At 67.7% G+C, this 25,404-nt stretch carries 28 protein-coding genes and 1 pseudogene; 11 read left to right on the forward strand and 18 right to left on the reverse strand.

Translation table 11 applies throughout. The annotated features are described in order from the left end of the window. Nucleotides 1-24: 24 nt before the first annotated feature. A pseudogene (locus tag BVE01S_RS05700) lies at nucleotides 25-1,253 on the reverse strand (BaiN/RdsA family NAD(P)/FAD-dependent oxidoreductase). Between the two features lie 64 nt (nucleotides 1,254-1,317). On the opposite strand from BVE01S_RS05700, the gene greA reads away from it, so the two are divergent. Then, nucleotides 1,318-1,797 carry a transcription elongation factor GreA gene (greA, locus tag BVE01S_RS05705; RefSeq protein ID WP_026108478.1) on the forward strand — a complete coding sequence of 160 codons (480 nt, stop codon included), beginning with the start codon at nucleotides 1,318-1,320 and terminating at the stop codon, nucleotides 1,795-1,797. Nucleotides 1,798-1,800: 3 nt separating this feature from the next. On the opposite strand, the gene BVE01S_RS05710 is transcribed toward greA, so the two are convergent. From BVE01S_RS05710 to BVE01S_RS05755, 10 genes are read right to left on the reverse strand one after another with little or no spacing between them, the layout of a single operon-like run. Continuing rightward, nucleotides 1,801-2,208, reverse strand: coding sequence for a helix-turn-helix domain-containing protein (locus BVE01S_RS05710; protein WP_066625335.1), 408 nt, complete (start codon nucleotides 2,206-2,208; stop codon nucleotides 1,801-1,803). 16 nt (nucleotides 2,209-2,224) lie between these two features. Then, nucleotides 2,225-3,862, reverse strand: a complete 1,638-nt coding sequence (gene lnt / locus BVE01S_RS05715) for an apolipoprotein N-acyltransferase (protein ID WP_084375305.1) — start codon at nucleotides 3,860-3,862, stop codon at nucleotides 2,225-2,227. A 4-nt stretch (nucleotides 3,863-3,866) separates the two neighbouring features. Continuing rightward, complete coding sequence (ybeY, locus tag BVE01S_RS05720) at nucleotides 3,867-4,313, reverse strand: rRNA maturation RNase YbeY (protein WP_066625337.1); 447 nt, start codon at nucleotides 4,311-4,313, stop codon at nucleotides 3,867-3,869. Next, on the reverse strand, nucleotides 4,310-5,296 hold the full coding sequence (locus tag BVE01S_RS05725) for a PhoH family protein (RefSeq protein WP_066625340.1): 987 nt from the start codon (nucleotides 5,294-5,296) through the stop codon (nucleotides 4,310-4,312). The genes ybeY and BVE01S_RS05725 overlap by 4 nt, the downstream gene beginning before the upstream one ends. Then, nucleotides 5,296-6,732, reverse strand: coding sequence for a tRNA (N6-isopentenyl adenosine(37)-C2)-methylthiotransferase MiaB (gene miaB / locus BVE01S_RS05730; RefSeq protein WP_066625433.1), 1,437 nt, complete (start codon nucleotides 6,730-6,732; stop codon nucleotides 5,296-5,298). Before miaB ends, BVE01S_RS05725 begins: the two co-directional genes overlap by 1 nt. A gap of 43 nt (nucleotides 6,733-6,775) precedes the next feature. Continuing rightward, the gene (locus BVE01S_RS05735) at nucleotides 6,776-7,261 is read right to left on the reverse strand and encodes a Fur family transcriptional regulator (protein ID WP_017505496.1); all 486 of its coding nucleotides are present in this window, start codon (nucleotides 7,259-7,261) and stop codon (nucleotides 6,776-6,778) included. Between the two features lie 27 nt (nucleotides 7,262-7,288). Then, nucleotides 7,289-7,732 carry a ribosomal protein S18-alanine N-acetyltransferase gene (gene rimI, locus BVE01S_RS05740; protein ID WP_066625343.1) on the reverse strand — a complete coding sequence of 148 codons (444 nt, stop codon included), beginning with the start codon at nucleotides 7,730-7,732 and terminating at the stop codon, nucleotides 7,289-7,291. Continuing rightward, nucleotides 7,729-8,409 (reverse strand): tRNA (adenosine(37)-N6)-threonylcarbamoyltransferase complex dimerization subunit type 1 TsaB, encoded by a 681-nt coding sequence (gene tsaB / locus BVE01S_RS05745; RefSeq protein ID WP_066625345.1) that lies wholly within the window; start codon nucleotides 8,407-8,409, stop codon nucleotides 7,729-7,731. The genes rimI and tsaB overlap by 4 nt, the downstream gene beginning before the upstream one ends. 46 nt (nucleotides 8,410-8,455) lie before the next feature. After that, on the reverse strand, nucleotides 8,456-9,016 hold the full coding sequence (locus BVE01S_RS05750) for a NifU family protein (protein ID WP_055808867.1): 561 nt from the start codon (nucleotides 9,014-9,016) through the stop codon (nucleotides 8,456-8,458). Between the two features lie 49 nt (nucleotides 9,017-9,065). After that, nucleotides 9,066-10,628, reverse strand: a complete 1,563-nt coding sequence (locus BVE01S_RS05755) for a helicase HerA-like domain-containing protein (RefSeq protein ID WP_066625355.1) — start codon at nucleotides 10,626-10,628, stop codon at nucleotides 9,066-9,068. Between the two features lie 98 nt (nucleotides 10,629-10,726). Here BVE01S_RS05755 and BVE01S_RS05760 point away from each other — a divergent pair, with 98 nt between their 5' ends. After that, complete coding sequence (locus tag BVE01S_RS05760) at nucleotides 10,727-11,860, forward strand: AI-2E family transporter (RefSeq protein WP_055808872.1); 1,134 nt, start codon at nucleotides 10,727-10,729, stop codon at nucleotides 11,858-11,860. On the opposite strand, the gene obgE is transcribed toward BVE01S_RS05760, so the two are convergent. The 6 genes from obgE to nepR form a co-directional block, all read right to left on the reverse strand. Continuing rightward, entirely contained in the window at nucleotides 11,861-12,907 is a 1,047-nt protein-coding gene (gene obgE, locus BVE01S_RS05765) for a GTPase ObgE (protein WP_066625361.1), read from the reverse strand. Between the two features lie 52 nt (nucleotides 12,908-12,959). Beyond that, entirely contained in the window at nucleotides 12,960-14,414 is a 1,455-nt protein-coding gene (locus tag BVE01S_RS05770) for an NAD-dependent succinate-semialdehyde dehydrogenase (protein ID WP_066625363.1), read from the reverse strand. A 93-nt stretch (nucleotides 14,415-14,507) separates the two neighbouring features. After that, the gene (locus tag BVE01S_RS05775) at nucleotides 14,508-14,645 is read right to left on the reverse strand and encodes an entericidin A/B family lipoprotein (RefSeq protein WP_017505506.1); all 138 of its coding nucleotides are present in this window, start codon (nucleotides 14,643-14,645) and stop codon (nucleotides 14,508-14,510) included. A gap of 50 nt (nucleotides 14,646-14,695) precedes the next feature. Next, entirely contained in the window at nucleotides 14,696-16,390 is a 1,695-nt protein-coding gene (phyK, locus tag BVE01S_RS05780; RefSeq protein WP_066625365.1) for a sensor histidine kinase PhyK, read from the reverse strand. 102 nt (nucleotides 16,391-16,492) lie between these two features. Then, complete coding sequence (locus BVE01S_RS05785) at nucleotides 16,493-17,104, reverse strand: sigma-70 family RNA polymerase sigma factor (protein WP_055754558.1); 612 nt, start codon at nucleotides 17,102-17,104, stop codon at nucleotides 16,493-16,495. Beyond that, the gene (gene nepR / locus BVE01S_RS05790; protein ID WP_045809524.1) at nucleotides 17,101-17,301 is read right to left on the reverse strand and encodes an anti-sigma T factor NepR; all 201 of its coding nucleotides are present in this window, start codon (nucleotides 17,299-17,301) and stop codon (nucleotides 17,101-17,103) included. Before nepR ends, BVE01S_RS05785 begins: the two co-directional genes overlap by 4 nt. A gap of 201 nt (nucleotides 17,302-17,502) precedes the next feature. On the opposite strand from nepR, the gene phyR reads away from it, so the two are divergent. From phyR to BVE01S_RS05805, 3 genes are all read left to right on the forward strand, one after another. Further along, nucleotides 17,503-18,297: an anti-anti sigma factor/receiver protein PhyR gene (phyR, locus tag BVE01S_RS05795; RefSeq protein ID WP_026108480.1), complete on the forward strand. Its 795-nt coding sequence runs from the start codon at nucleotides 17,503-17,505 to the stop codon at nucleotides 18,295-18,297. Nucleotides 18,298-18,635: 338 nt separating this feature from the next. Beyond that, on the forward strand, nucleotides 18,636-19,667 hold the full coding sequence (locus BVE01S_RS05800; RefSeq protein ID WP_055808881.1) for an NADP-dependent oxidoreductase: 1,032 nt from the start codon (nucleotides 18,636-18,638) through the stop codon (nucleotides 19,665-19,667). A 15-nt stretch (nucleotides 19,668-19,682) separates the two neighbouring features. Next, nucleotides 19,683-20,090, forward strand: a complete 408-nt coding sequence (locus BVE01S_RS05805; protein ID WP_017505512.1) for a hotdog family protein — start codon at nucleotides 19,683-19,685, stop codon at nucleotides 20,088-20,090. A gap of 58 nt (nucleotides 20,091-20,148) precedes the next feature. Here the strand turns inward: BVE01S_RS05805 and BVE01S_RS05810 are convergent, their stop codons facing one another. Next, entirely contained in the window at nucleotides 20,149-20,931 is a 783-nt protein-coding gene (locus tag BVE01S_RS05810; RefSeq protein WP_066625371.1) for a SapC family protein, read from the reverse strand. A gap of 117 nt (nucleotides 20,932-21,048) precedes the next feature. Here BVE01S_RS05810 and BVE01S_RS05815 point away from each other — a divergent pair, with 117 nt between their 5' ends. From BVE01S_RS05815 to BVE01S_RS05840, 6 genes are all read left to right on the forward strand, one after another. Further along, nucleotides 21,049-21,537, forward strand: coding sequence for a Fur family transcriptional regulator (locus tag BVE01S_RS05815; RefSeq protein ID WP_066625374.1), 489 nt, complete (start codon nucleotides 21,049-21,051; stop codon nucleotides 21,535-21,537). A gap of 2 nt (nucleotides 21,538-21,539) precedes the next feature. Further along, on the forward strand, nucleotides 21,540-22,430 hold the full coding sequence (locus BVE01S_RS05820; RefSeq protein ID WP_066625377.1) for an alpha/beta fold hydrolase: 891 nt from the start codon (nucleotides 21,540-21,542) through the stop codon (nucleotides 22,428-22,430). 22 nt (nucleotides 22,431-22,452) lie between these two features. Further along, nucleotides 22,453-23,175, forward strand: coding sequence for a nicotinate-nucleotide adenylyltransferase (locus BVE01S_RS05825; RefSeq protein WP_244878358.1), 723 nt, complete (start codon nucleotides 22,453-22,455; stop codon nucleotides 23,173-23,175). A gap of 144 nt (nucleotides 23,176-23,319) precedes the next feature. Continuing rightward, nucleotides 23,320-23,754, forward strand: a complete 435-nt coding sequence (gene rsfS, locus BVE01S_RS05830) for a ribosome silencing factor (protein ID WP_082064315.1) — start codon at nucleotides 23,320-23,322, stop codon at nucleotides 23,752-23,754. A 4-nt stretch (nucleotides 23,755-23,758) separates the two neighbouring features. Beyond that, nucleotides 23,759-24,223, forward strand: a complete 465-nt coding sequence (gene rlmH, locus BVE01S_RS05835; protein ID WP_017506622.1) for a 23S rRNA (pseudouridine(1915)-N(3))-methyltransferase RlmH — start codon at nucleotides 23,759-23,761, stop codon at nucleotides 24,221-24,223. A gap of 1 nt (nucleotide 24,224) precedes the next feature. Continuing rightward, a complete protein-coding gene (locus BVE01S_RS05840; protein ID WP_066554033.1) occupies nucleotides 24,225-25,304 on the forward strand; it encodes a murein hydrolase activator EnvC family protein in 1,080 nt (359 codons plus the stop codon). The last annotated feature ends 100 nt before the right edge of the window (nucleotides 25,305-25,404 follow it).

Consider the following 25,404-nt stretch of genomic DNA (forward strand, 5'->3'; position numbering starts at 1 on the left):
TCGAACTGCGCGACCCTGCCCTTCTCAGTCCCGGCTGTCGAGCCAGTCGATGACGCCCTCGGCCGCGACGATGGCGGAGGCGAAGCTGGCCTGAAGCAGATAGCCGCCGGTCGGCGCCTCCCAATCCAGCATCTCGCCCGCGACGAAGACGCCCGGTCGCGCGACCAGCATCAGCCGTTCATCCACGCCGTCCAGTATGACGCCGCCCGCTGAGGAAATCGCCCGTTCCAGTCCTTGAACGCCGGTAAGGGTCAGCGGCACGGCCTTGATCCGCTCGGCCAAGGCCCGAGGCGAGGCGGGCAGGGGACCGGCCTCATACAGCAGGGCGACGGCGGCCGACTCCAACCCGACCACCTTGCGCAGATGGTCGACAGGCTGGCTTTGCCGCGCGGCTTCGACAGACGGTCGGTCAGTTGTCCGACCGCCACATCCGGCTTCAGGTCGATCTGGATCTCGGCGCGCTCCTCCGTCTCGACCGTCGTCCTGAGCGCGGCGGACAGCGCATAGATGGCGCCGCCCTCGATACCGTAACGGGCGATCATCGCCTCGCCCCGCGCCGTTCGGTCGCCATGGGTGACAGCGACGCCTTTCAGCGGCTGGCCCGCGAACCGATCACGGAACAGCGCCGACCAGGCCACGTCGAAGCCGACATTGGCCGGTCGGAAAGGCGACACGGACGCGCCCTGCGCTTCCAGCCACGGCGCCCAGGCCCCGTCCGAACCAAGGCGCGGCCAGCTGGCGCCGCCCAAAGCCAGAACCACGGCGTCGGGCCGTTCCAGTCGCTCCCCGTCCGGCGTCTCAAACACCAGCGCGCCGTCGCGCCAACCGCTCCAGCGCGAGCGCGTGTGGATCTGCACGCCCTGGGCCTCCAGCCGCGCCAGCCAGGCCCGCACCAGCGGCGACGCCTTCATGGCCTTCGGAAACACCCGCCCGCTTGAGCCGACGAAGGTTTCCTGCCCCAGGGCCTCGACCCAGTCGGTCAGGTCGGCAGGCGTGAACCGATCTATCCAGGCGGCGGCCGTCGGCTGGGCCGGACCATAGCGCGTCATAAACCGGTCCAGCGGTTCCGAATGGGTCAGGTTCAGCCCGCCGCGCCCAGCCATCAGCAGCTTGCGGGCCACGGACGGCATCCGGTCGTGCACCACGACCGTCGCCCCTGCCTGCGCCAGCCGTTCGGCCGCCATCAATCCGGCAGGACCGGCGCCGATCACGTGAACGGTGCGGGAGGTCGTAAGACTGGGCGACTGTTGCATGGCGTGGCTTTGCGCGCTTGCGGCCGCGCTGGCTATAGGCGTCGTCATCGCTATGTTCCCTACCATGAGCGTTGCCTTCACCCGCGAAGAAGATCTGGAAGCCACCGCCGCCGACCTGGCGGACCGCCCGATCTCGCCCCATCCCAATCTGGTCACGCCCGAGGGGCTGGCTGCGATCGAGGCCGAACTGGCCTCGGCCCGCGCCGCCTATACGGCCGCCCAGGTGCAAGGCTCGATCGAGAGCGACCGCACCGCCATGGCCCGCGCGACGCGGGACCTCCGCTACTGGTCCGCACGGCGCGCCTCGGCCCAACTGATCGCGCCGACCGAGGACGATGGGGCTGTGCGGTTCGGGGGTTCCGTCTCCATCGAGCGCGAGGATGGGCGCGCCCAGACCTGGCGCATCGTCGGCGAAGACGAGGCCGATCCGGCCGCAGGCTCGGTCAGCCATGTCTCGCCCCTCGCCCGCGCCGTCATGGGCAAAAGGGTCGGCGACGAGGTGACGGTGGCCGGTCAGTCGGCCGAGATCGTCGCGGTCGGTTAGATCTCAGTTCTGGGCGTCGTCGTCGCCCAGCATATCCCGCATCATGTCCAGGATCAGCTTCTGCTTGCGCGCGGGCAGGCGCGGCGCCAGGCGGGTGATCTCAACGCTGGTCTTGGTCGGACGATGCTCGTGGTCGAAGGCGGGCGCCTCTTCGGCGACGCCGACCGTCGCGCTGCTGTAGCCGTCGAAGAAGAAGGGGATGCCGACCTTCATGAACTCGGCCATTTCGAACAGTTTCGAGGCCGAGACGCGGTTCGTGCCCTTCTCGTACTTTTGCACCTGCTGGAAGCTGACGCCGACGGCTTTGGCGAGGGCGGTCTGGGTCAGGCCAAGGTCGAGACGCTTTTCCTGAACGCGACGGCCGACATGGCGATCGACGGGATGCGGATCCTCGTCCTTTTCACGCGCCATCGCCGTCACCCTTCACCTAGATCGCTGCTTGATTCCCCTGGACCCTAGGTCGCCGGATCGACGGCCACAAGGACAGGATGAACGCTGTTAGCACTGAGAAAAAGAACAGGAAATCGCCAAATCGACCGTAGGGCGTTACGCCCGTCGGACGGGGCAGGGGGGCGTCGATGACGCCCATGACGCCCGGCTCCAGCCGTTGGCCCTCGACGATCCGGCCCCACGGGTCGATCATGGCCGAAATGCCGGTCGGGGTGGCCCGCGCGATGGGCAGGCCGGTCTCTATGGCGCGATAGCTGGCCAGGTTCAGGTGCTGGCGCGGGCCCGAGGTCGCGCCAAACCAGGCGTCGTTGGACGCATTGACGATCCACTCGGGCCGCCCGGCTGCGCCCGGGGTGAAGCCGGGATACAGGCTCTCGTAGCAGATCAGCACCTGCACCGGCGGGGCCCCCGGAACCGAAATCGGCGCCGGTGTCGGCCCGGCGGAAAAGTCACTGGGCATATGCACCAGGCTGCGCAGGCCGATGGAGGTCATGATCGACCCCAAGGGGAGGTACTCGCCGAACGGCACCAGCCGGTGCTTGTCATAGACGGCGGCGACCCTCAGGCCCGCTCCGCCTTCGTCGGCCAGGGCGAACAGGCTGTTGTAATAGCGCGCGCCCTCGGGCGCGGTCAGGTCCGGCTCGCCCCGCGCCAGGCCCATCAGCAAGGTCTGTCCGGGACGCAGGGCGCCCGCGATGGAATGGGCGTCGGCTGAGGCGAAGACGTCGTTGGCCGAGGCGGGCAGGGCGCCTTCAGGCCAGACCACGACATTGGGCGTCCGCGCCGCCGCCTGACCCGTCAGGGCGACATAGCGATCGACGATGGAGCGATAGGCCTCGGGCGACCATTTGGTTTCCTGTTTCACATCGGCCTGAACCAGACGCACGACCGTGTCGGTGAACTGAAGATTCGACTGCGCCAGCCTGACGGCGCCGAAGCCGCCGACGGCGATCAAGGCCAAGGCGCCCAAGCCCGCCGAGATCAGGCGGCTGCGCCTGTCGCCGGGCCCGATCAAAGGCGCGAAAGCCGCCGTCGCCGCGACCGTCACCAGGCTCAGCCCATAGACGCCGACGACCGAGGCGAACTGAGACATGCCGCCGCCCGCGCGCCAGGTCGCGCCGGCCGGGTTCCAGGGAAAGCCGGTCAGCACATGGCCGCGCAGCCATTCGGCGGCGCAGAACAGGGCGGCGAACAACAGGACACGAACGACGCCTATGGGGGCGAACCGGCGGTAGAGGGCGCAGGCCGCCCCCCAGAACAGGCCGATGCCCGCCGGCAGCAGGCTGGCGGCGAAAGGCGCCATCCAGGCCTGTTCCGGATTGACGAAGAAGGCTTCGGCCACCCACCAGCAGCCGACGAAGAAATAGGCGAACCCCGCCAGCCAGCCCATCCAGAAGGCGCCCCGCGCCGTGTCGGACCGCTCCGACAGGATCATCAGCAGCGGATAGCCCAAAAGCCCGATCAGCAATCCGAACGGCGGATGAGCGAAGGCCGTCCCGGCGCCGGCCAGCAGCGCCAGAACGATGCGGATCAGCCGCCACGTCAGGGCGCGTTTCCTGTCGGGCAGGGCGCGGATCGTGGCCGCGAAACGGTCCAGCAGGGCGTCGGGGAACATCGGGTCAGTCCTGCTTTTCGAGATAGGGGTCCGCGACGCCGATCTGGGCCAGGATTTCGCGCTCCTCGGCCTCCATCTCCTCGGCCTCGGCGTCGTCCTCGTGGTCGCGGCCCAAGAGGTGCAGGACGCCGTGGACGACCAGATGGCTCAGATGATCGGCCAGAGTCTTACCCTGCGCCTCGGCCTCGGTCGCGCAGACGCCGTAGGCCAGGACGATGTCGCCCAGATGCGGAAAGGCGTTTTCCGGCGCGGGGAAGGACAGGACATTGGTCGGCCTATCCTTGTCGCGAAACCGTCCGTTCAGCTCGCGCACGGCGGCGTCGTCAGTCAGCAGGACGACGATATCGCCCTCCCCCGTGCCCAGCGCGGCCTGCGCCGCGCGTTCGACGATGGCCTCGACGTCCGGCAGGGCGCCGGTCCAGGCCTCGGCCTCGACTTCAATCTCGATCATGCGGGGTCTTCGAGGTCCGGGGCGGGGCGTCCGCGCGCGGCGTCGGCGTCATAGGCGCGCACGATCCGCTCCACCATGGCGTGACGCACCACGTCGGACGCCTCGAACTTCAGGATGCCGACACCCTGGACCCCGTCCAGGATACGCAGGGCGTGGGCCAGGCCGGAGTCGCGCGGGTTCAGCAGGTCGATCTGCGACGGATCGCCCGTCACCACCATCCGCGCGCCCTCGCCCAGGCGCGTCAGCACCATCTTCATCTGCAGGCGGCTGGTGTTCTGGGCTTCATCGACGATGACGAAGGCGTGGCTGAGCGTGCGGCCGCGCATGAAGGCGATCGGGGCGGCTTCGATCTCGCCCTTGTCGCGGCGACGCTGCACGTCCTCGGCGCCCAGAATGTCGTTCAGCGCCTCCCAGATCGGGGCCAGATAGGGATCGACCTTTTCGTTCAGGTCGCCGGGCAGGAAGCCCAGCTTCTCGCCCGCCTCGACCGCCGGGCGAGTGATGACCAGCCGGTCCACCTGCCCCCGCCGTAGCACCGATGCGCCATAGGCCGCCGCCAAAAAGGTCTTGCCGGTGCCCGCCGGGCCGACGCCGAAGCTTAGTTCGCATCGGCCCAGCATGTCCAGATAGGCGGCCTGCGCCTTGGTCTTGGGCACGATGGCGCCGCGCTTGCCGCCCGGCAGCGACACGCCCGCCGCCGCCATGCCCGGCGTGCCGCGACCGCCGCGCGCCTGGCCCAGGGCTGCGCGGACGTCGGCCTCGGTGACTTCGGCGCCCAGGGCCGCGCGCTTGGCCAAGTCCTCGATCACCTGGCGGGCGTCCGTGCGGTCGCGTGCGCCGCCGTTGACGGAGACCCCGCCGCCCGGGGCCTCGACCAGCACCTTGAAGGCGTCCTCGATCAGGGCGACGTGGCGACTATTCGGCCCGATGACCGCCCGCAGTTCGGCATCGTTCAAGGGGACGAATTCAGACTCACGCGCCATCAAGCGGCCTTTTCTGCTTGGGCTAGCGCTGAGCCCGCGGGACCCGGCTGCTTGAGCCCGTCTGCTATGAGCCGGCCCGACAGACTGTTCTGCTGGCCGGCGATGATCTCGACCGGAACGATCTGCCCGATCAGATGATCCGCGTCATCGACGTGGACCGATTGAAGATATGGGGATCGACCGATCGCTTGGCGACGGTGGCCGTGCCGTCCCGGTTTGTCGAACAGCACGTTCAGCGTCCGGCCGGCCTGCGCCGTGTTGAAGGCGGTCTGCTGTTTCGTCAGCAGGGCGATCAGGCGATGCAGTCGATCCTTGACGACGTCCGGCTCGACCTGTTTGCCCATGCCCGCCGCCGGCGTGCCCGGCCGCGGCGAATAGGCGAAGGCGAAGGCCCCGGCGTAGTTCACGCGACGCACCAGATCCAGCGTGTCCTCGAACTCCCGATCCGTCTCACCGGGGAAGCCAACGATGAAGTCGCCCGCGATGGCGATGTCCGGCCGTGCAGCGCGGATCCGGTCGATCAGGTCGAAATATTTCTGACGCCCGTGTTTGCGGTTCATCGCCCGCAAAATCCGGTCCGACCCCGCCTGAACCGGAAGGTGCAGATAGGGCATCAAGGCGTCCAGATCGCCATGCGCGGCGATCAACTCATCGGCCATGTCGTTGGGATGGCTGGTCGTATAGCGGATGCGGTCCAGGCCGGGGATCTCGGCCAGGGCATAGGCCAGTTCGGCCAGGGTCGCCTTGCGCCCGTCCGGCCGCTCGCCGTCATAGGCGTTGACGTTCTGGCCCAGCAAAGTGACCTCGCGCACGCCCCGATCCGCCAGTTGTCTCGCCTCTTCCAGCACCGCCGCCATCGGCCGCGACCATTCGGCGCCGCGCGTGTAGGGCACGACGCAGAAGGTGCAGAACTTGTCGCAACCCTCCTGCACCGTCAGGAAGGCGGTCGGCCCCTCGGTGAAGCGGGCTGCAGGCAGGGCGTCGAACTTGTCGTCAGGAGCGAAGTCCGCGCCGATCCGCTCGCCCCGCGCCCGCGCCGTGCGGGTCAGAAGCTCGGGCAACTGGTGATAGGCCTGAGGGCCGACGACGATATCGACGGCCGGCTGACGCCGCATGATCTCTTCGCCCTCGGCCTGGGCGACGCAGCCGGCGACGGCGATGGTCAGGTCCCCGCCGGTCTCGCGCCGGATGTCGCGCATCTCGCGCAGCTTGCCGAGCTCGGAGTAGATCTTCTCGGCCGCCTTCTCGCGGATGTGGCAGGTGTTCAGGATGACGAAGTCGGCGGCCTTCACGTTGTCGGTGACGCCATAGCCCAGCGGGCGCAGCACATCGGCCATGCGCTCACTGTCATAGACGTTCATCTGACAGCCGTAGGTCTTGATGAACAGACGCTTTTGGGGCGCCGTCTCGACTTGAGGAACCAGGGTCTCGGTCATCGTGGGCTTATGATCGCCCGCAAGCGTCGCGACAAGCCGAGCGTCAGCCCGCATCCACATCGGCGGGATCGACGCGCGCCGCATGGCGGGTGAAGATCAGGCCTTCGCGCTTGGACGGCTCGGCGCCCTCGATCGCAACGCCGTAGAGCTCCAACTTGTGGCCGATCAGCTGGAAGCCCAGCCGCTCCGCGATCTCGTTCTTCAACCGCTCGATCTCGGCGTCGAAGAATTCAATCACCTCGCCCGACTTGGTGTCGATCAGGTGATCGTGGTGATCGTCGCCAGCCTCTTCATAGCGGCTGCGGCCGTCGCCGAAGTCATGCTTCTCGACCACGCCCGCCTCTTCGAACAGGCGCACGGTGCGATAGACGGTGGCGATGGAGATGTGCGGATCGATGGCCGAGGCGCGGCGATACAGCTCCTCGACATCCGGGTGGTCCGCGGCGTTGGACAGCACCCGGGCGATCACCCGGCGCTGTTCGGTCATACGCATGCCGCGCTCGGCGCAGAGTTTTTCGATCCGGTCCATGCGCCTAGAATAGGGGCTTGGATCGCATCAGGGAAGCGTCAGGTTGGCGTGAGGCGCACAGAGGTCGCGGCTCATCACCAGCGCATCGGTCCGCGATCCGTCGGCGCCCGCATAATAGGCTTTGCGGCGACCGATCGGATCGAACCCGGTCCGCTCATACAGGCCGCGCGCGGCGATATTGTCGTCGGCGACCTCCAGGAACAGCCGCGTCGCGCCGGCCTGGACCGCAGCGACGGCCGCCGCCTCGACCAGACGTCGTCCCAGTCCGTGGCGGCGCGCGCTCGGCGCCACGGCCAGGGTCAGGATTTCCGCCTCGTCGACCACGGTCCGGATCAGGATGAAGCCGTCGGGCTCGCTGACCGCCAGCACCCCCGGCTGCGACAGCAGATCGGCGAAGGTGTCGGCGCTCCACGGCGGGGCAAAGGCCTGGGCGTGCAGGGCGGCGAGAGAGGCGGGGTCCGCCGCCGTCATGACGCAGGCTGGCGCGGCTGGCCCGGCAGGCGGCTGGGCGGCGTGGCGTCGGGCGCGCGCAGATAGAGCGGACGGGGCGGCTGGGTCGCCGGATCGGCGACGGCGGCCAAGCGCGCCAGCGCTTCCGGCGACGGCGCAACCCGGTCGTCCAGATGGGCGAAGGGCAGATCGGGGAAGGCCTGGGTCACGACCGCCGCGCCATTGCCGACCAGAGCGACGCCCGGTCCGATGTCGGCGATCCGCCGCGCGGCCTCTTCCAGCGACAACGCTTCATCGGGGCCAAGCGGCCCACCGTCGGCCAAGAGCCGCGCATAGACCTGACCGCGCCGCGCATCGATCAGGGCCGCGATGGGGCCGTCGTGATTGGCGAGCGAGGCGGCGAGCGCGTCCAGCGCCGACAGACCGACGACCGGCCGATCCAGCGCCGCGCCCAGACCCTGAGCAAAGGCCAGACCGACGCGCAGACCGGTGAACGAGCCCGGTCCAACCGTGACGCCGATCCGGTCCAGGCTGTCGAAACCACCGCCCGCCTCAACCATGACGTCGCGCACCAAGCCGCCGATCCGTTCCTGATGTCCCTTGGTCATCGGCTCAAAACGCATGGCGAGCGCGTGATCGTCCTCGAACACCGCCGTCGTGCAGGCGCCGAGCGCCGTATCGATCACCAGAAGTCTCATGGGCGTCTTCTAGGCGGCGCGTTGCAGAACCGCCACCGCGTCCGGATCAGAGGGTCTGCTCGACCCGCGTCACCTCGGGGACATAATGGCGCATCATCTGCTCGACCCCGGCCTTCAAGGTCGCCGACGACGACGGACAGCCGGCGCAGGCGCCGCGCATCCGCAGGTTCAGCACGCCGGTCGCCTCGTCGAAGGAATCGAACAGGATGTCGCCGCCGTCCTGGGCCACGGCGGGGCGAATGCGGCTGTCCAGCAGGGCCTTGATCTCGGCGACGATCTCGCTGTCGTCCTCGGCATGACCGTCGGTTTCGCCGCCGGCGCCGCGCGTCAGCGCCTGACCCGAGACGAAGTGATCCATGACGACGCCCAGGATCGGCGCCTTCATCTCCGACCATTCCGGCCCCTGGGGCTGACGGGTGACGGAAACGTAGTCCGCGCCAAAGAAGACGCCGTCGACGCCTTCCAACTCGAACAAGGCCTCAGCCAGCGGAGAGGCCGTCGCCTCGTCGATGGTGCGGTATTCCAGCGCGGCGGTCGGCGACACGTCGCGGCCGGGCAGGAACTTCAGCACGTTGGGATTGGGCGTGGGTTCGGTCTGGATGAACATGGGCGGGAGATGCGCTCGCCCCCGCCCCGTTGCAAGACCCGAGCAGAACCTAGCGCCGCTTCAACCCGCCCAGCAGACCGCGCATCAGCTCGCGGGTCAGGGTCGACCCAGCGGTGCGCAGGACCGACTTGGTCAGCGCCTCGACCGGCGTTTCGCGGGTGGACCGGCGCGCAGGCTTCGCGGCCTCGCGCGACGCCCGCGCCTCGGCCTGAGCCTGAGCCTTCGCCCGCGCTTCGGCGGCCTTCTGATCGGCCTTGGCCTGGATGGCGGCGGCCTTGTCGGCCTCGGCCTGCGCCTTGGCCTGAACTTCAGCCTGATCGGCGGCGCTGTGGCGATTGGCCAGGATTTCGGCGGCGGATTCGCGGTTCAGCACCTGCTCGTAAAGGCCCCGCACCGGGCTGGCGGCCATGACGGCGGCGCGCTCAGTATCGGTCGCGGGACCCAGGCGCGAGGCCGGCGGGCGGATCTTGGTGCGGGCCACGATGGTCGGCGCGCCCTTTTCGTCCAGCACGGACACCAGGGCCTCGCCCACCCCCAGACCCTGAATGGCCTCCGCCGTGTCGAAGGCGGCGTTGGCGCGGAAACTCTGCGAGGCGGCCTTCAGCCCCTTCTGTTCCGACGGCGTATAGGCACGAAGCGCGTGCTGAATGCGGTTGCCCAGCTGGGCCAGCACGCTGTCGGGAATATCGGCCGGGTTTTGTGTCACGAAATAGACCCCGACGCCCTTGGATCGGATCAGGCGCACGACCTGTTCGACCTTTTCCAGCAGGGCGCGCGGGGCGTCGTTGAACAGCAGGTGCGCCTCGTCGAAGAAGAAGACCAGGCGCGGCTTTTCCGGATCGCCCACCTCGGGAAGCTGCTCGAACAGCTCAGACAGCAGCCACAGCAGGAAGGCCGCATACAGGCGCGGACTGTTCATCAGCCGGGTCGAATCCAGCACATTGACCTGGCCCCGGCCGTCCAGGCCGACGCGGATCATGTCTTCCAGCTTCAGCGCCGGCTCGCCGAAGAAGGCGTCGCCGCCCTGTTGCTCGACCTGCAACAGTGCACGCTGGATGGCGGCGATGGAGGCGGGGGCGACGTTGCCGACCTCTCGCCCGATCCGCTCGGCGTTCTCGCCGACATAGACCAGCAGGCTCCTCAGATCGTCCAGGTCCAGCAGCAGCAGACCTTCCTTGTCCGCGACGTGGAAGACGACGGTCAGCACGCCCTCCTGCACGTCGTTCAGGTTCAGCATCCGCGCCATCAGCACCGGACCGATTTCTGACACGGTGGTGCGGATCGGATGTCCCTTCTGGCCATACAGGTCCCAGAAGACGGTCGGGGCGGCGCGCGGCGTCAGGGTCAGGCCCATCTCCGTCGCGCGGGCGACCAGCTTCTCGTTGGGCGCACCGACCTGGGAGATGCCCGACAGGTCGCCCTTCACATCGGCGCAGAAGACCGGCACCCCGGCGTCGGAAAAGCCCTGGGCCATGATCTGCAGCGTGACCGTCTTGCCCGTCCCGGTCGCGCCGGCGACGACGCCGTGGCGGTTGGCGCGGTTGAACAGCAGGTTTTCCGGCTGGGCGGCGTCGGACTGGCCGAGGAACAGGCCGGGCAGGGCGTCGGGCATTGGGGTCTCCGATGGCGTCTCCGGCAAAGGTCTAGCGCGTTCCCTGCGCGCTCGGAACAGCGATTGACGGCGACGGCGGGCGGTTCGACAACACGATCATGAAAAACCCCATCGCCACGCCGTCTTCGGTCGCCGCTCGCAACGCCCTCGGCGTCATCGCCACGGTCGCGGCCGGGGCGGCGATCTACTGGCTGCGGGATATCTTGACGCCGCTGGCGATGGCCATCTTTCTCTTGATCATGATCGACGGGGTGAAGCGGTCGGTCGAGGCGCGCACGCCATTGAACAGCCGCATGGCCGGGATCGCGGCCCTGACGCTGGTGGTGCTGGCCTTCTTCGCCTCCATCGCCATCATCGTGAACGGGGCGGCGGGCTTCTTCGGCGAGGCGTCCGGCGTGTCCCAGAACATCGGCCCGCGCATCGATCAGATCATTCGCGACGCCTATGGGCTGGTGCGTCTGGCCAATCCGCCGACGGCGCAGGACCTGATCAACGGCGTCGATGTGCGCGGCTGGCTGACCTCGATGGCGTTCCAGGTGCAAGGCATCGCCTCGGGCGCCTTCTTCGTCCTGATCTATCTGGGCTTTCTGCTGGCCTCCCAGGTCGGGTTCCGGCGCAAGATCGTCGCCATGTTCCCGTCGGAGGCCCAGCGCGACGAGGCGGTCGCGGTGTTCCAGCGCGTGCGCGGCGGGGTCGAGGGCTATATCTGGGTGCAGTCGGTGACCGGCGCGATGATCTGCGTCGTCGCCTGGATCCTGATGCGCGCGGTCGGGCTTCAGAACGCCGAGTTCTGGACCTTCGTCATCTTCATCGTCGGCTTCATCCCCGTGCTGGGCGGGGCCGTCGCGGGCCTTGCGCCGCCTCTGTTCGCCCTGGTCCAGTTCGAAAGCTATTGGCCCGCCGCCATCCTGCTGGTCGGGTTGCAGGTCATCCTGTTCGTCGTCGGCAACTTCATCCAGCCGCGCATGCAGGGCGACAATCAGAACATCGACCCGGTCGTGGTGCTGCTGGCCCTGGCCTTCTGGGGCAAGCTGTGGGGCGTGGTCGGCATGTTCCTGTCGACGCCGCTGGCGGTCATGGCCATGGCGATCCTAGCCGAGTTCAAGGGCTCGCGCTGGATGGCGATCCTGCTGTCGGGCGACGGCGAGCCCTATGCGAACGAGGGCAAGACGACCGACAAGCCGAAATCGACCCGCCGCAAGCCCAAACCGGAGCCCGCAGCGGAGGCCTGATCAGGGCTGCCAGCCGCTGATCTGATCCGCGTCGCTGTCGCCGGCCAGGGCGCCGCGCGTCTTCTTCACCTCGGCCCAGGCGGCGCGCAGCAGGGCGGGCACGCCCTCGCCCGACACGCCGGACACCAGCATGGGGCGGCGACCGGCGACGGCCTCCAGTTCGGCGGCCTTCTCCTTGCGCGCTTCGGGCGTCAGGGCGTCGATCTTGTTCAGGGCCAGGATCTCGGCCTTGTCCGCCAGACCCTCGCCATAGGCTTCAAGCTCGCCCCGAATGATGCGGTAGGCCTCGACCACATCGTCCTGGGTGCCGTCGATCAGGTGGATCAGGCTGGCCGAGCGTTCGACGTGGCCCAGGAACCGCGTGCCGAGGCCCGCGCCCTCGCTGGCGCCCTCGATCAGGCCGGGAATGTCGGCGATGACGAACCGCTCGGACGGCGACAGGTCCACCATCCCCAGGTTCGGCGCCAGGGTGGTGAACGGATAGTCGGCGATCTTGGGCTTGGCGGCGCTGGCGGCCGACAGGAAGGTCGACTTGCCCGCATTGGGCAGGCCCGCCAGACCGATGTCGGCGATCAGCTTCAGTCGCAGCCAGATCCAACGCTCCTGCCCCTCCTGACCAGGATTGGCGTAGGTCGGCGCCTGATTGGTCGGTCCCTTGAAGCGTACATTGCCCCAGCCGCCGTTGCCGCCCTTCAGCAGCAGCTCCATCTTGCCGGGCGTATCCATGTCCAGCAGGACCGTTTCCTTGTCCTCGTCCAGCACCTGGGTGCCGACGGGCACCTTCAGATGTACGTCCTCGCCCTTGCCGCCGTGCATCTGGCGCCCCTGGCCGTGGTGGCCGGTCTGGGCCTTGAAATGTTGCTGATAGCGATAGTCGATCAGGGTGTTCAGCCCGTCGACCGCCTCGATCCAGACATCTCCGCCCTTGCCGCCGTCGCCGCCGTCCGGCCCGCCGTTGGGGATGAATTTCTCGCGTCGGAACGACACGGAACCCGCGCCGCCGTTGCCGGAGCGGATATAGATCTTGGCCTGGTCGAGGAACTTCATCGCGGGCTTATGCCGCAGAAGCGCGGCGAATTACAGGCCCGGCGACCCGGCGCTATTTCAGCGCCAGCGTCACCGTCTTGACGTCCACATATTCGTCGATGCCGTGGATCGAGCCTTCGCGACCATAGCCCGACTGCTTGACCCCACCGAACGGCGCGACAGCGGTGGAGATCAGGCCGGTGTTGACCCCGCACATCCCCGCCTCGATCCGACGGCTGAACCGCATGGCCCGGTCCAGATCGCGCGTGAACAGATAGGAGGCGAGGCCATAGTCGCTGGCGTTGGCCTTCTCCAGCGCCTCGTCCTCGGTGTCGAAGGCGAAGACGGGGATCATGGGGCCAAACGTCTCTTCCTCACGGAACAGTTCATCATTTCCGCCCAAGGTGACGGTCGGCTGGAAGAAGCGGCCGCCCAGATCGTGACGCGACCCGCCGGTCAACACCCGGCCGCCGTCGGCCTTGATCGCCGCGACGTGTTTCTTGACCTTCTCGATGGCCTTGTCCTCGATCAGCGGCCCCACCTTCACGCCGTCGTCGAAGGCCGGACCGACCACGATCTTGGCCACCTCGGCGGCCAGTTTCTCGGCATAGGTCTCGGCGACCGACCGCTCGACATAGACGCGGTTGGGACAAACGCAGGTCTGGCCCGAGTTCCTGAACTTGCCCTTGATGGTCTCCGCCACCGCCAGATCCAGGTCGGCGTCGGCGAAGACGATCAGGGGCGCCGCGCCGCCCAGCTCCATCGACACCCGCTTCAGCGTTTCGGCGCATTGCTCGGCCAGCTTGCGGCCCACGCCGGTCGAACCGGTGAAGGACAGTTTGCGAATGTCCGGGCTATCGGTCAGCGCCTTGCCGATAGTGGCGGCGTCCCCGGTGACGATCGACAGGGCGCCTTTCGGCAGGCCGGCTTCATAGGCCAGTTCGGCCAGGGCGATGGCGGTGAAGGGAGTCTGGCTGGCCGGCTTGACCACGGCGGTGCAGCCTGCCGCGAAAGCCGGCCCCAGCTTTCGCGTCAGCATGGCGGCGGGGAAGTTCCAGGGCGTGATCAGGGCGCATGGCCCGACCGCCTCGCGATAGGTCAGGATCAGATGTCCCAGCGGACTGTCCTGAGTCTCGCCGATCAACCGTTCGGCCTGGCCGGCGAACCATTTCAGGAAGCCGTTGGCGTAGGTGACCTCGCCCTTGGCCTCTTCGAACGGCTTGCCGTTTTCCAGCGCCATGAGGGCGCCCAGGCCTTCCAGATTGTCGTCGATCAGCGCCGCCCATTTGCGCAGGAAGGCCGCACGCGCGTGCGGATCGGATCGCGACCAGGTCTTGAACGTCTCGCTCGCCGCCGCGATGGCCTGTTCGGTCTCGGCGGCGCCCAGATCGGGGACGTGGCCGATCACATCGCCTGTCGCCGGATCATCGACGGCGATGCCGCCGCCGTTGGCCGGAATGGCCTTGCCGGCGATCAGGGCGTGCTGGCGCAAGAGTTTGAGGCCGGCGTCGCGGGCGGTGTGGTTCACGGGATGGCTCCTATCGCGGTCCTGAAACGAACAAGGCCCCGACGATGCGGGGCCTTGCCGGTCGAATGCTGCAGCCTGGGCTGCGGCCGTCGATTAGTTCTTGGCGTCTTGGGCGGCGCCGGTCACGGCCTGGCCGGCGGCCTGGGTGTCGCGGCCCACGCCTTCAACGGTGTTGCAGGCGGCGGTGGTCAGGGCGGCGGCGGCGGCGACCAGAACGAAAATCTTGCGCATAGGGGAAGCTCCAGGGTTGGCCGGGGTGAAACTCCGCCGGACTCGCCTCATCAACGCGACGCCAGCGCTGCGGTTCCGGGCGTCTTGTCCGCCGGATCGACGGGCGCGAGCGCTTCTGGGGTGGCGAAGATCATGCGGGCGATGGTGCCGCCGCCGGGCGGGGTGGCGAACTCGGTCTCGCCGCGCAACTGCTTGGCGAAGGCGCTCATCAGGGTGCGGCCCACCCCGACCTCAGCGCCGGCCTGGGCGCCGGGCCCGTTGTCCTCGACTTCCAGAACCGATTTCTCGCCCTGGACGCGGAAGCGCACCTTCAGCTCCCCGCCGCTGCCGGCGAAGGCGTGCTTCTGGGCGTTTGTCACCGCCTCGACCAGCCACAGCGCAAGGGGCGCCAGCTTGTCGGGATCGACGTGCAGGGAATCGGCGTCCACCGAGCTGATGACCACCGGTCCGCGCCCGGCCTCGCTGGCGACCAGTTGCCCCACCAGTTCGTTCAGGAACTCGCGCGCATCGGCGTGGCGAATGTCGTTGCTCTGATACAGGGTGCGGTAAATCAGGGCCAAGGCCGAGATGCGCTGGCGCGTATCACCCAGCGCCGCCTTGGCCGGCGCATCGGTCAGGGCGCGCTGCTGCATCGACAGCAGGGACGAGATGATCTGAAGGTTGTTCTTCACCCGGTGATGGATTTCGCGCATCAGCGCGTCTTTTTCCGTCAGGGCGTCGGTCAGTTCGCGGTCACGCACGGTGATGGCCTCGGCCATCTCGTCCAGGGTGCGCGCCATGGTGCGGATTTCGGACGGGGCGTTCATCGCCTGCAGCGGACGCACCGAGAACCGGCCCTTGGCGTAGATGGCCGCGACCCGCTCCAGATAATCCAGCCAGCGGATGAAGATGCGTTCGGACAGCAGCATCACCGCCGCGAACGCCGTCAACCAGGCGCCCAGCGGCAACAGCAGCGTGCCGATCGGATTGAGCCGTGCCCACGACAGCCACCCCGGCGCCGGGGCCGACAGCAGCGCATAAAGATCGCCGCCGGCCAGAGCCGCGCCCGCATAGTCGCGGCGCTGGTTCTGCGCATCCTTGGCGTCGAACACCGCAGACCCTTGATCGCGCGCCCGATCGACCCAGCCCGCGATGTCGTCGCCGGCCGAGAGTTTGAACACGTCGGGATCACTAGCCGTCAGAATACGACCCGCGCCGTCGGTCAGGGCGGCTTGAGCGCCCGACGGCAGCGCGGCGTCAGCGACATCGGGTTGCAGGGCGGAGAAGGGGATCACGGCGACCATGGCGCCGTCGAACCGGCCCATCGGCCGCTCGGCGCGTGTGGCCACGATCAGCGCGCCTTCATAGCCGGCGCCATCGGGGGCGCGCATGACGACCAGTTCTTCGCCATTGCGCAGCCGCTGGAACCAAGTCGACTGGGCGGCGGGCGCCACGCCGGATCTCACACCGTCCACTCGGCCCGAGGCGCAGACCGCCTCGCCTGTCGGGCTGATGCGATAGAGGCCCTCATAGCCTTCCAGACGTCCGACCAGCGCCGTCAGACGCGGTGCGCAATAGGGGCCGACCGCATCGGGGCTGAGCGCGCGCAACAGCACCTGGGCGCTATCCAGTTTGGCCTTAGCGCTGGAGGCGCTGCGTTCGGCCGCCAGTTGAAGGTCCACCTGCCGGTCGTCGGCCTGTCTTTGGAAGTCCGCCTGGGTCTGGATCAGGCTGAGCACGAAGATCGGCAGCAGGGCCATGGCCATGGCCGCGCCCAGCCTAAACCGGATGCCCTGAAAGCGATCCGAGCTCCACGTGCGACCGAGCCGCGGCCTTGGGGCGTCCCTGGTCGTCTCGTTCACCGCCGCTCAGCTCCGGGCGCCGGCCAGCCTGTCGGCCTCGCCGAGAATTGAGCGCATGGCGTCACCCGCCGCCTTGCCGTCGCGTCCGTAGCCGCCCCGTTCCAGGGTGGCTTGCAGCGCACGCCGCGCGCGGCTGACGCGGCTCTTCACTGTGCCGACGGCACAGCCGCAGATTTCGGCCGCTTCTTCATAGGCGAAGCCGCCGGCGCCAACCAGGATCAAGGCCTCGCGCTGTTCTTCGGGCAGGGTCTTCAAAGCTTGACGCAGCTCGTCCAGAGCAACGGGCGCCTCGGGATCGTCCACGGCGACCAGGGTCCGCTCGGCGGCTTCTTGATCCAGCTGCGACTGACGCCACGAGCGGCGTTTTTCGGAATAGAACTGGTTGCGCAGGATCATGAAGGTCCAGGCCTTCATGTTCGTGCCCATCTGATAGCTGGCGCGCGCGTCCCAAGCCTTCATCATGGCGTCCTGCGCCAGATCGTCGGCTGCGGTCGGGTCGCCGGTCAAGGTTCGGGCGAAGGCGCGCAGATGCGGGATCAGCAGGACCAGTTCGCGCTTGAAGCCCTCGTCGTCGGCCGACGCGGGTTTGGGGGCGGCCCCAAGGCGTGAGGTGCTCATGCGGCGCTGTCCGAAGACTTGGCGTCGGCGCGTTTCAGGATATCGAGAAACTCATCGGGCACGGGTTCGTTGACGACCTCGTCGAACATGTGTCGCAGCTTAACGCCAATGGCCTGCTGGCGAAGGCGAGCTTCTTCAAGCCCTGCCTCCCCCTTCTGGTCGCCTTTGGGACGAGAGGAGTCCGGAGAATCGATCATAGACAGAGCCAAGCCCACCCAACTGTCATCGCGAAGAGATGTCGGTCTCAAACGTCATCAGACCGGCGGGGTTCCTGCATGAACGGCTTTTAATGCTAAAGCTTGTTCGCGGCGGCGGAACCGTGATGCGAATGTGACGTTTAAGCTGGCTATAACGCCCTGCCTTGCCGGTCGGGCTGTGATTTGTCGGGGACTATCTGAATGAGCCTTCTGGCCAGACTCGCGCCGCATCTTCCTTATGTGCGCCGTTACGCACGCGCCCTGACCGGCGATCAATCCACGGGCGACAACTATGTCCGTGTCGCTCTGGAGGCCCTGGCGGCCGGCGAGCAGCAGCTGTCGGCCGATATGACGCCGCGGGTCGCCCTTTATCATGTCTTCCACGCCATCTGGTCCTCGACCGGCGCGCAGCTGGAAACCGGAACGCTGGAAACCACGGGCAGCGACGCCTCGCAGCGTCTGCTGCGCATCGCGCCGCGTTCGCGTCAGGCCTTCCTGCTGACGGCCCTTGAAGGCTTCACCCCTTCGGAAGCCGCGCAGATCCTGTCCGCCGATCCGCGTGACGTGGAGCGTCTGATCGCCGACGCCCAGGCCGACATCGACGCCGAACTGGCCACCGACGTTCTGGTCATCGAGGACGAGGCCATTATTTCGGCCGACATCCAAAGCCTGGTCACGGAACTGGGTCACCGCGTCACCGGCACCGCCACGACGCACGACGAGGCGATCGACGCCGTCGCCCGCCACAAGCCGGGTCTCGTTTTGGCCGACATCCAACTGGCCGACGGCTCGTCGGGGATCGATGCGGTCAAGGATATCCTGAAGACCATGGACGTGCCGGTGATCTTCATCACCGCCTTCCCGGAACGCCTGCTGACCGGCGAGCGTCCCGAGCCGACCTTCCTGATCACCAAGCCCTTCCAGCCGGAAACGGTGAAGGCGGCGATCAGCCAGGCACTGTTCTTCCACCCGTCACGCCAGAAGGAAGCCGCTTAAAACGCGGTCTTTCGCCGGCGACAAGACCGGCCTCGGTCCCTCGGGATTGAGGCCTTTCCTTTGTTTTGCGCCAGCATCGATGGTCGAAAGTACGAAGGCGCAGAAAAAAGCGATCAAGGTCGGGAACCGGCTTCAGGCGCCGTCGTTATCGGTGCGTGGAGGCGGCGACGCCCCCCGACTTGATCTGCGAAAGCTGATCATGCCGCCTCCGCGCCTCATTCTCGATGATGCCACTTCAAAGCGATCCGCAAGGGTCGCTTTTTTCTTGGCGCACACCTCGACCGAGGCCGCCGTCGCGGCCAAGATGGTGGCCAAAGAAAACGCACGGAGAGACGCCAATGGCTTCGACAAGCGGCAAGACGAACCGTCAATGGGTGCTGCGCCAGCGGCCCAAGGGCCTGATCCAGCCCGGCGATCTGGAACTGGTCGAGACGGCCATCCCTGATCTGAAGGAGAACGAGGTGCTGGTCCGCACCGTCTATCTGTCGCTGGACCCGACCAATCGCACCTGGATGAACGATTCCGAGGGTTATTTGCCGCCGGTCGGCCTGGGCGAGGTCATGCGCGGCCTGACGCTGGGCGTCGTCGAAGCCTCGCGATCCAGCCGCTTCAAGGCCGGCGATGTTGTCATGCCGACCTCGGGCGGCTGGGCCGACTATGCGGTCGTGCCGGAAGGCGGTCTTCGCCCGGTCCACCGTGCGCCAGGCCTGCCGTTGACGGCCAATATGTCGGTGCTCGGCATGACCGGTCTGACCGCCTATTTCGGCGTCACCGATGTGTTGAAGGCCAAGGAAGGCGAGACCATCGTCATCTCGGCCGCCGCCGGCGCGGTCGGCTCTATCGCGGGGCAGATCGCCAAACAGCGCGGGTGTCGCGTCATCGGCATCGCGGGCGGCCCGCAGAAGTGCGCCTGGCTGACCGACGAACTCGGCTTCGACGCGGCCATTGATTACAAGAACGAGGATGTCGGCGAGGCGCTGGACCGTCTGGCCCCCGACGGCGTCGATCTGAACTTCGAGAACGTCGGCGGCGACATCATGATCGCGGTTTTCAACCGTCTGAAGGTCCACGGCCGGATGGCGGTCTGCGGCCTGGTGTCCTCCTACAATGCGACCAAGGCGCCGCCGTCGCCGAACTTCGCGCGCATCATCACTCATCGCCTGCACGTCCAGGGCTTCCTAGTCCTGGACTACGCCCCGCGCGCTCGCGAGATGGTGGCGGAGATGGGCCCGTGGCTGGCGGACGGCCGGGTGAAATGGAAGGTTCACGTCGATGACGGGCTGGAAGGCGCGGTGGGATCGTTGAATCGCTTGTTCACCGGCGATCACGACGGCAAGCTGCTGGTTCGCGTTTCCGAAGAACCCGCCTGAACCCAAGGTCTGCGCATGAGCGATCCGCTGCACGTCCATTTCGAAGACCTGGAGGTGGGGCAGGTCGTGCCGCTGGGCGCCTGTGCGGTCGATCAGGGGGCGCTGGACGTCTTTATCGAGCGGTTCTCGCCGGGCTGGGACGTGGCCTACGGCGCGCCGGACGCCATGGTCTATGTGTTGTGGAGCCGTCTCGCGGCCGACAAGTCCGGCGGCTGGGCCCAGACCAAGGTCCTGGCCGTCGATGGGCTGCGTTACATGCGCAATCCCCCGGCGGGCGAACTGCTGCGGGGACGCATGACGGTGATGGGCAAGGATCCGGTCGGAGACGACAAGGGCATCGTCATCGCCTCGCATGACCTGCTGGACGAGGCTGGGCGCCTGGTCTTTTCCTGCCTGACCCGGGCGCTGTTCTCGCGCCGTTGAAACGAAAAACGCCCCGCCGGCGAACCGGCGGGGCGTGCATCTGGTCGGCGTTTTGCGATCAGTTTACTGAAGCCGGCGCCTCGGCTTGACGTTGGAAGGCAAGAGCGATCAAGCGCTCCCAGCCCAGCAGAGAGACCAGATGGGCGTAGATTTGGCCCAGAGCCCCGTTATCCCGCAGCTCGACCAGCTTCTCGGCCGAAAGAGCGCGCAGCTTGTCTTCTGATACCGCGTAATATTCGGCAATTTTCTGCGGCTGCGCTGGCGTGCCGTCGGCATTGCGCGGAGTAAAGGTCGCGTCGCGCACATCCAGCAGATCGAGCTGGTTCACGAGAGCCAGGAAGGCTTCCGTGCGAAGACGCTCCTGTTCAAAGTTGTTGCAGAAATCCATCGCCATCTGCGTGTATTCGCTGGCTTGTCCATCAACGAACAAGGGGTTTTCGCCGCCCTCTACGACGATCTCTGCATCGCGATCGATGCAAAGGACCATGCGCTCGTTCTGCTTGTCGTCAGCGAAGACGAAGGGATAGCGGCGCACGTAAGCGGGAACGTAGGCGTCAGGGCGGAAGTCGCCTGCTGCAGACACAAAAAGATTGTCGCCCTGACGCAGACCCATGACTGCCATGGGCAGCTTCTGGTCTCCGATGAAGATGATTGGGTAGGACAACGCCGCCGGGGCGAATTCGGTGACCGTCAGCGGGACGATATTGGTCTTGCCGACGAACGCATAAGGCTTCTCGGCCGGGTTGACGCCAAGCGAGGCATGAAGGCCAGCGTCCAGAGGCTCAGGGTTGGTGTAGAAGAGGACGTTGCCTTCAAGCGGCGAATTGTTCGTGTCGGTCATGAAGCGAGGACGCTCTGGTTAAAGATCGGAGGCGCGCCTTCTAGCCCAACGCCGCGCAACCGGCAAACCCGCGATGCGTCGGTTGCAGTGGGGGTCGCCAGCCATTAGCTGTGGCGTATGGGTTCCGCCTGCGATCATGACCATGACCACTCCGGCCTGAACGGCGGGGCGCTGGACCGCGCCCTGGCGGCGGCCGAGGCGCGCGCGGTCCAGCAGGGCGAGCGGATGACGGCCCAGCGTCGTCGCGTCCTGGCCCTGCTGCTGGAAAGCGGCGAGCCGGTGAAGGCCTACGATCTGATCGCCCGTTTCGGCGAAGACGGCCAGGCCGCCAAGCCGCCCACCGTCTATCGCGCGCTGGAGTTCCTGGAACGGCTGGGCATGGTCCACCGCATCGCCTCCATCAGCGCCTATGTCGCCTGCACCGACGATGGCGAGGCCGCCCACGCGGCCGCCTTCTTGATCTGCGACTGCTGCGGCGCGACGCGCGAGGTCAGCGGCCCGGACCAGAGCGCGATGAACGCCGCCGCCTCAGCCGCCGGTTACGCCATCGTCCGCACGACGATCGAGGCGCACGGTCGCTGCGCCGCCTGTCGCGACGTCGCATGACCATGGATGCGGCGTTGATGTCCCCACCGCGTCGCCTGTCCGTGCCGATCGACAATCGCTGGGGCGCCGGCGAGATGGCCGTACTGGATTTCGGCGATCCGAACCGGGCGGTCGATCTGATCTTCTCTCACGCCAACGGCTTCAACGCCGCCACCTATCGCAGCCTGTTGTCGCCGTTGTCGGCCTCCTTGCGGATCTGGGCGCCGGATCTGCGCGGCCATGGCCTGTCTGCGCTGCCGACCTTCGCGCGACCCAAGACGAGCTGGCTGGACCACCGCGACGACCTGCTGGCCCTGCTGGAGGCCATCGACGGCCCGCCCGTGGTCATGGCCGGCCATTCGATGGGCGGCACGGCCTCGCTTCTGGCGGCCGCCGTCCGGCCGGATCGGGTGTCCAGCCTGGTGCTGTTCGATCCGGTGATCTGGAAACGCTCGGCGGTCTTCGCCTTCAACCTGCCCTTCGCCCACAAACTGATGAAGGCCATCCCCATCGCCAAGGCCACCCTGCGCCGTCGCAGCCAGTTCGACAGCCGCGAACAGGCCATGGCCGCCTATCGCGGGCGCGGCGCCTTTAAGGGTTGGCCCGACATGGTTCTGGCCGACTATCTGTCCGAAGGCCTGAACGAAGGCGACGGCGGGTTCAGCCTGACCGCCGCGCCGGCTTGGGAGGCGGCCAACTACGCGGCCCAGGCGCACGATCCGTGGCGGGCCATGAAACGCTATCCCGGCCCGGTCCGCATCCTGAAGGCCGAACACGGCGCCCTGACCCATGTGCCGGTTCAGCCCCCAGGGCTGCCCAATGTTTCGGTCGAGGTCGTGTCCGGCGGCGGGCACCTGTTCCCCATGACCCATGCCGATGTGGCGCGCGACGCCCTGTTCGACGCCGCCGTCTGAGAACGAATTCTGTAGGCGGAGCATGGGCGCGCGCTATAAGGGCGCCGCTGAGCACAACGCCCGCCGCCCGAGACGCCGCTTGTCCTTCTTCCACGCCGGTCCCGCGCCCAAAGGCGCCGGCCCCCGCTCCGGGGCGCTGCGCGACGGTTTGATCCTCGCTCCAGGCATGAAGGTCGGTCTGTTCGGCGGCTCCTTCAATCCCGCCCACGACGGCCACGCCCATGTCGCCGAGACCGCCATGCGGCGTCTGGATCTCGACCGGGTCGTCTGGCTGGTCTCGCCGCAGAACCCGTTGAAGGACGCCCGTCACAGCGCGCCGCTGGAGGACCGCATGGCCTCGGCGCGCCGGCACGCGCGCGGTCCGTCGATGATCGTCTCGGATTTCGAGAGCCGGGCCGGCGTCGCCTGGACCGTGGACACCCTGCGCCTGCTGGTCGCGCGGCACCCGGGCGTGCATTTCGTCTGGCTGATGGGATCGGACAATCTGGCCAGCTTCCACCGCTGGAGGGGCTGGACCGACATCATGCGGCTGATGCCGGTGGCGGTCATCGCCCGGCCGGGTTCGCTGCTGGACAGCCGCACGGCGCCGGCCGCCGCCCGCTTCGCCGGTTTCCGCATTCCCGCCCAGCAGGCGGGGCTTCTGCCGACGCTTCAGGCGCCCGCCTGGACATATCTGACGGCGCCGCTCAACCCCCTGTCGTCCACGGCGATCAGGACCGGCAACGGCGTGCGCGCGACCTCGTGATCGCCGGATGATTCGGGCGGCGGTTCACGTTGCGGCCCATCCGTGCTAGAGGGCTTCTTTAGTCAACGCTCCCGGAGCCCTCCGCTGACCCCCTCGCCCGCGTATGATACGCAAGACGCCGCCGTCTCGAATACGGCGCACGAGATGGACCCTATCGAACCTCTCCATTCCGAAGACGGCTTTGAATCCGACGCCTCCCCGCGCGGCTTCGACGATTCCGCTCCCCGCCCCGTCGGCTCCACGCCGCTGGAAGAAGCCCTGCTGAGCCGCCTCGACGAGGACAAGGCCCAGGACATGGTCCTGATCGACCTGAAGGGCAAAAGCGCCATGGCCGACACCATGATCGTGGCGTCCGGTCGTTCGCACCGTCACGTCGGCGCCATCGCCGACCACCTGCTGCGCACGCTCAAGGAACAGGGGCTGGGCAAGGCTAAGGTCGAGGGCCTGCCGCACTGCGACTGGGTTCTGATCGACGCCGGCGATGTGATCGTGCATCTGTTCCGCCCGGAAGTGCGCACCTTCTACAACATCGAAAAGATCTGGGCGGTCGATTCCGCCCACCGCATGGTCCGCGACTGACACCATGAAGCTGAGCATCGTCGCCATCGGCCGACCGGGCCGGGGGCCTGAAGCGACGCTCGCCGACGACTACGCCAAGCGCGCCACCCTGTCGGGACGTGCGCTTGGCCTCGGTCCCCTCGAACTGATCGATCTGGAAGCTCGCAGACCCGGCAAGGCGCCGGAGGCTGAGCTGATCTTGGCTGCCGCAGAGGGCGCGCACCTGATCGCCTGCGACGAACGCGGCAAGACCTATTCCTCGCGCGCCTTCGCCGACCACATCGCCAAACTGCGGGATCAAGGCGAGCGTCGCCTGGTCTTCGCTATCGGCGGGGCGGACGGGCTGGACGCCAGCGTGCGCGACGCTGCGTCCTCGACCCTGGCCTTCGGTCCCCAGACCTGGCCCCACGCCCTGGCGCGCGCCATGCTGGCCGAACAGTTGTATCGGGCCGTGACCATCCTGGCCGGATCGCCCTATCATCGCGACTGACATGCGTCGCGCCATACCCTTATCGCTGGCCCTGCTGACGGGTTTCGTCTGCGCCGCCCCGGCGATGAGCAACCAGGCGCCCGAGAGCGAACTGTCGCGCATCCAGGCCGAATACCGCGACGAAACGGTGCGCGCCCGTCGTCTGCGCGCTGACGCCGACGCCGCCAAGACCGAACTGGCTCAGTTGGAGCGCCGCCTGGCCTCGCTGCGGGCCGACGAACAGACCGGCGACCGTCAGATCGACGATCAGCGCGCCCGCCTCCAGCAACTGACCGAACGCGAGGCCGAACTGGTCACGGACCTGGCGCGTGAGCGCGGCGCCCAGGGCCGTCTGCTCAGCGCGCTGCAGATGATGAGCCGCCGGCCGCCGCCGCCCTTGCTGGTGCCCGCCGACAAGGCCATCGACACCGTGCGCGCCTCCATCCTGCTCAAGGCCATGACGCCGGATCTGGAAAGCCGCGCCAAGGTGCTGGCCGCCCGTCAGGCCGAGATCATGCGCATCCGCCGCCTCGCCGTCCTGTCCTCGGAGCGACTGCTGACGACCGAGAGCGAGCAGGGCGACCGGCGCGGCGAGATCGAGGGGCTGACGGCGCGCAAGACCGCCCTGACCGCCGTTTTGAACGCCGAGGCCCGCGCCGCCGAACGCGCCGCCGCCGTGCTGGAGCGCCGCATCCGCGAACTGGGCGGCGCGGTCCCGACCACCCAGGCTGAAGAGACACCGACCGCTCGCCTTCCGGCCGGACGCGGCCGCCTCAGTTCGCCCGTCGCCGGCGCGCCCAGCCAGACCTGGGGCGCCGGAACCTCCGGCTGGCGCTGGCGGGCCGACCGCGCGGCCGTCACCGCGCCCGCCGACGCCAAGGTCGCCTATGCCGGGCCGCTGACGGGGTGGGGCAATGTGGTGGTGCTGGATCTCGGCCCCGGCTGGCGCGCCGTCATCGCCGGGTTGGAAAGCGTCGATGTGGGCCCGGACGCTCGGGTCTCGGACGGCCAGACCCTGGGGCGCAGCGGCCCGGACGGCGACGTCTATTTCGAACTGCGCCGCGACGAACGGCCGATCGATCCGGGACCGTGGTTGCGTTGAACCCGCAATAGTCCTTTGCATTCTCGTCTGACGCTGATTTTATCGGCGGGACGCCGCGTCGCCACGATTTGGTCGTGACGACGGGGCCTTAACCTTCCCA

Source organism: Brevundimonas vesicularis NBRC 12165, assembly GCF_001592205.1.
Lineage (GTDB): Bacteria > Pseudomonadota > Alphaproteobacteria > Caulobacterales > Caulobacteraceae > Brevundimonas > Brevundimonas vesicularis.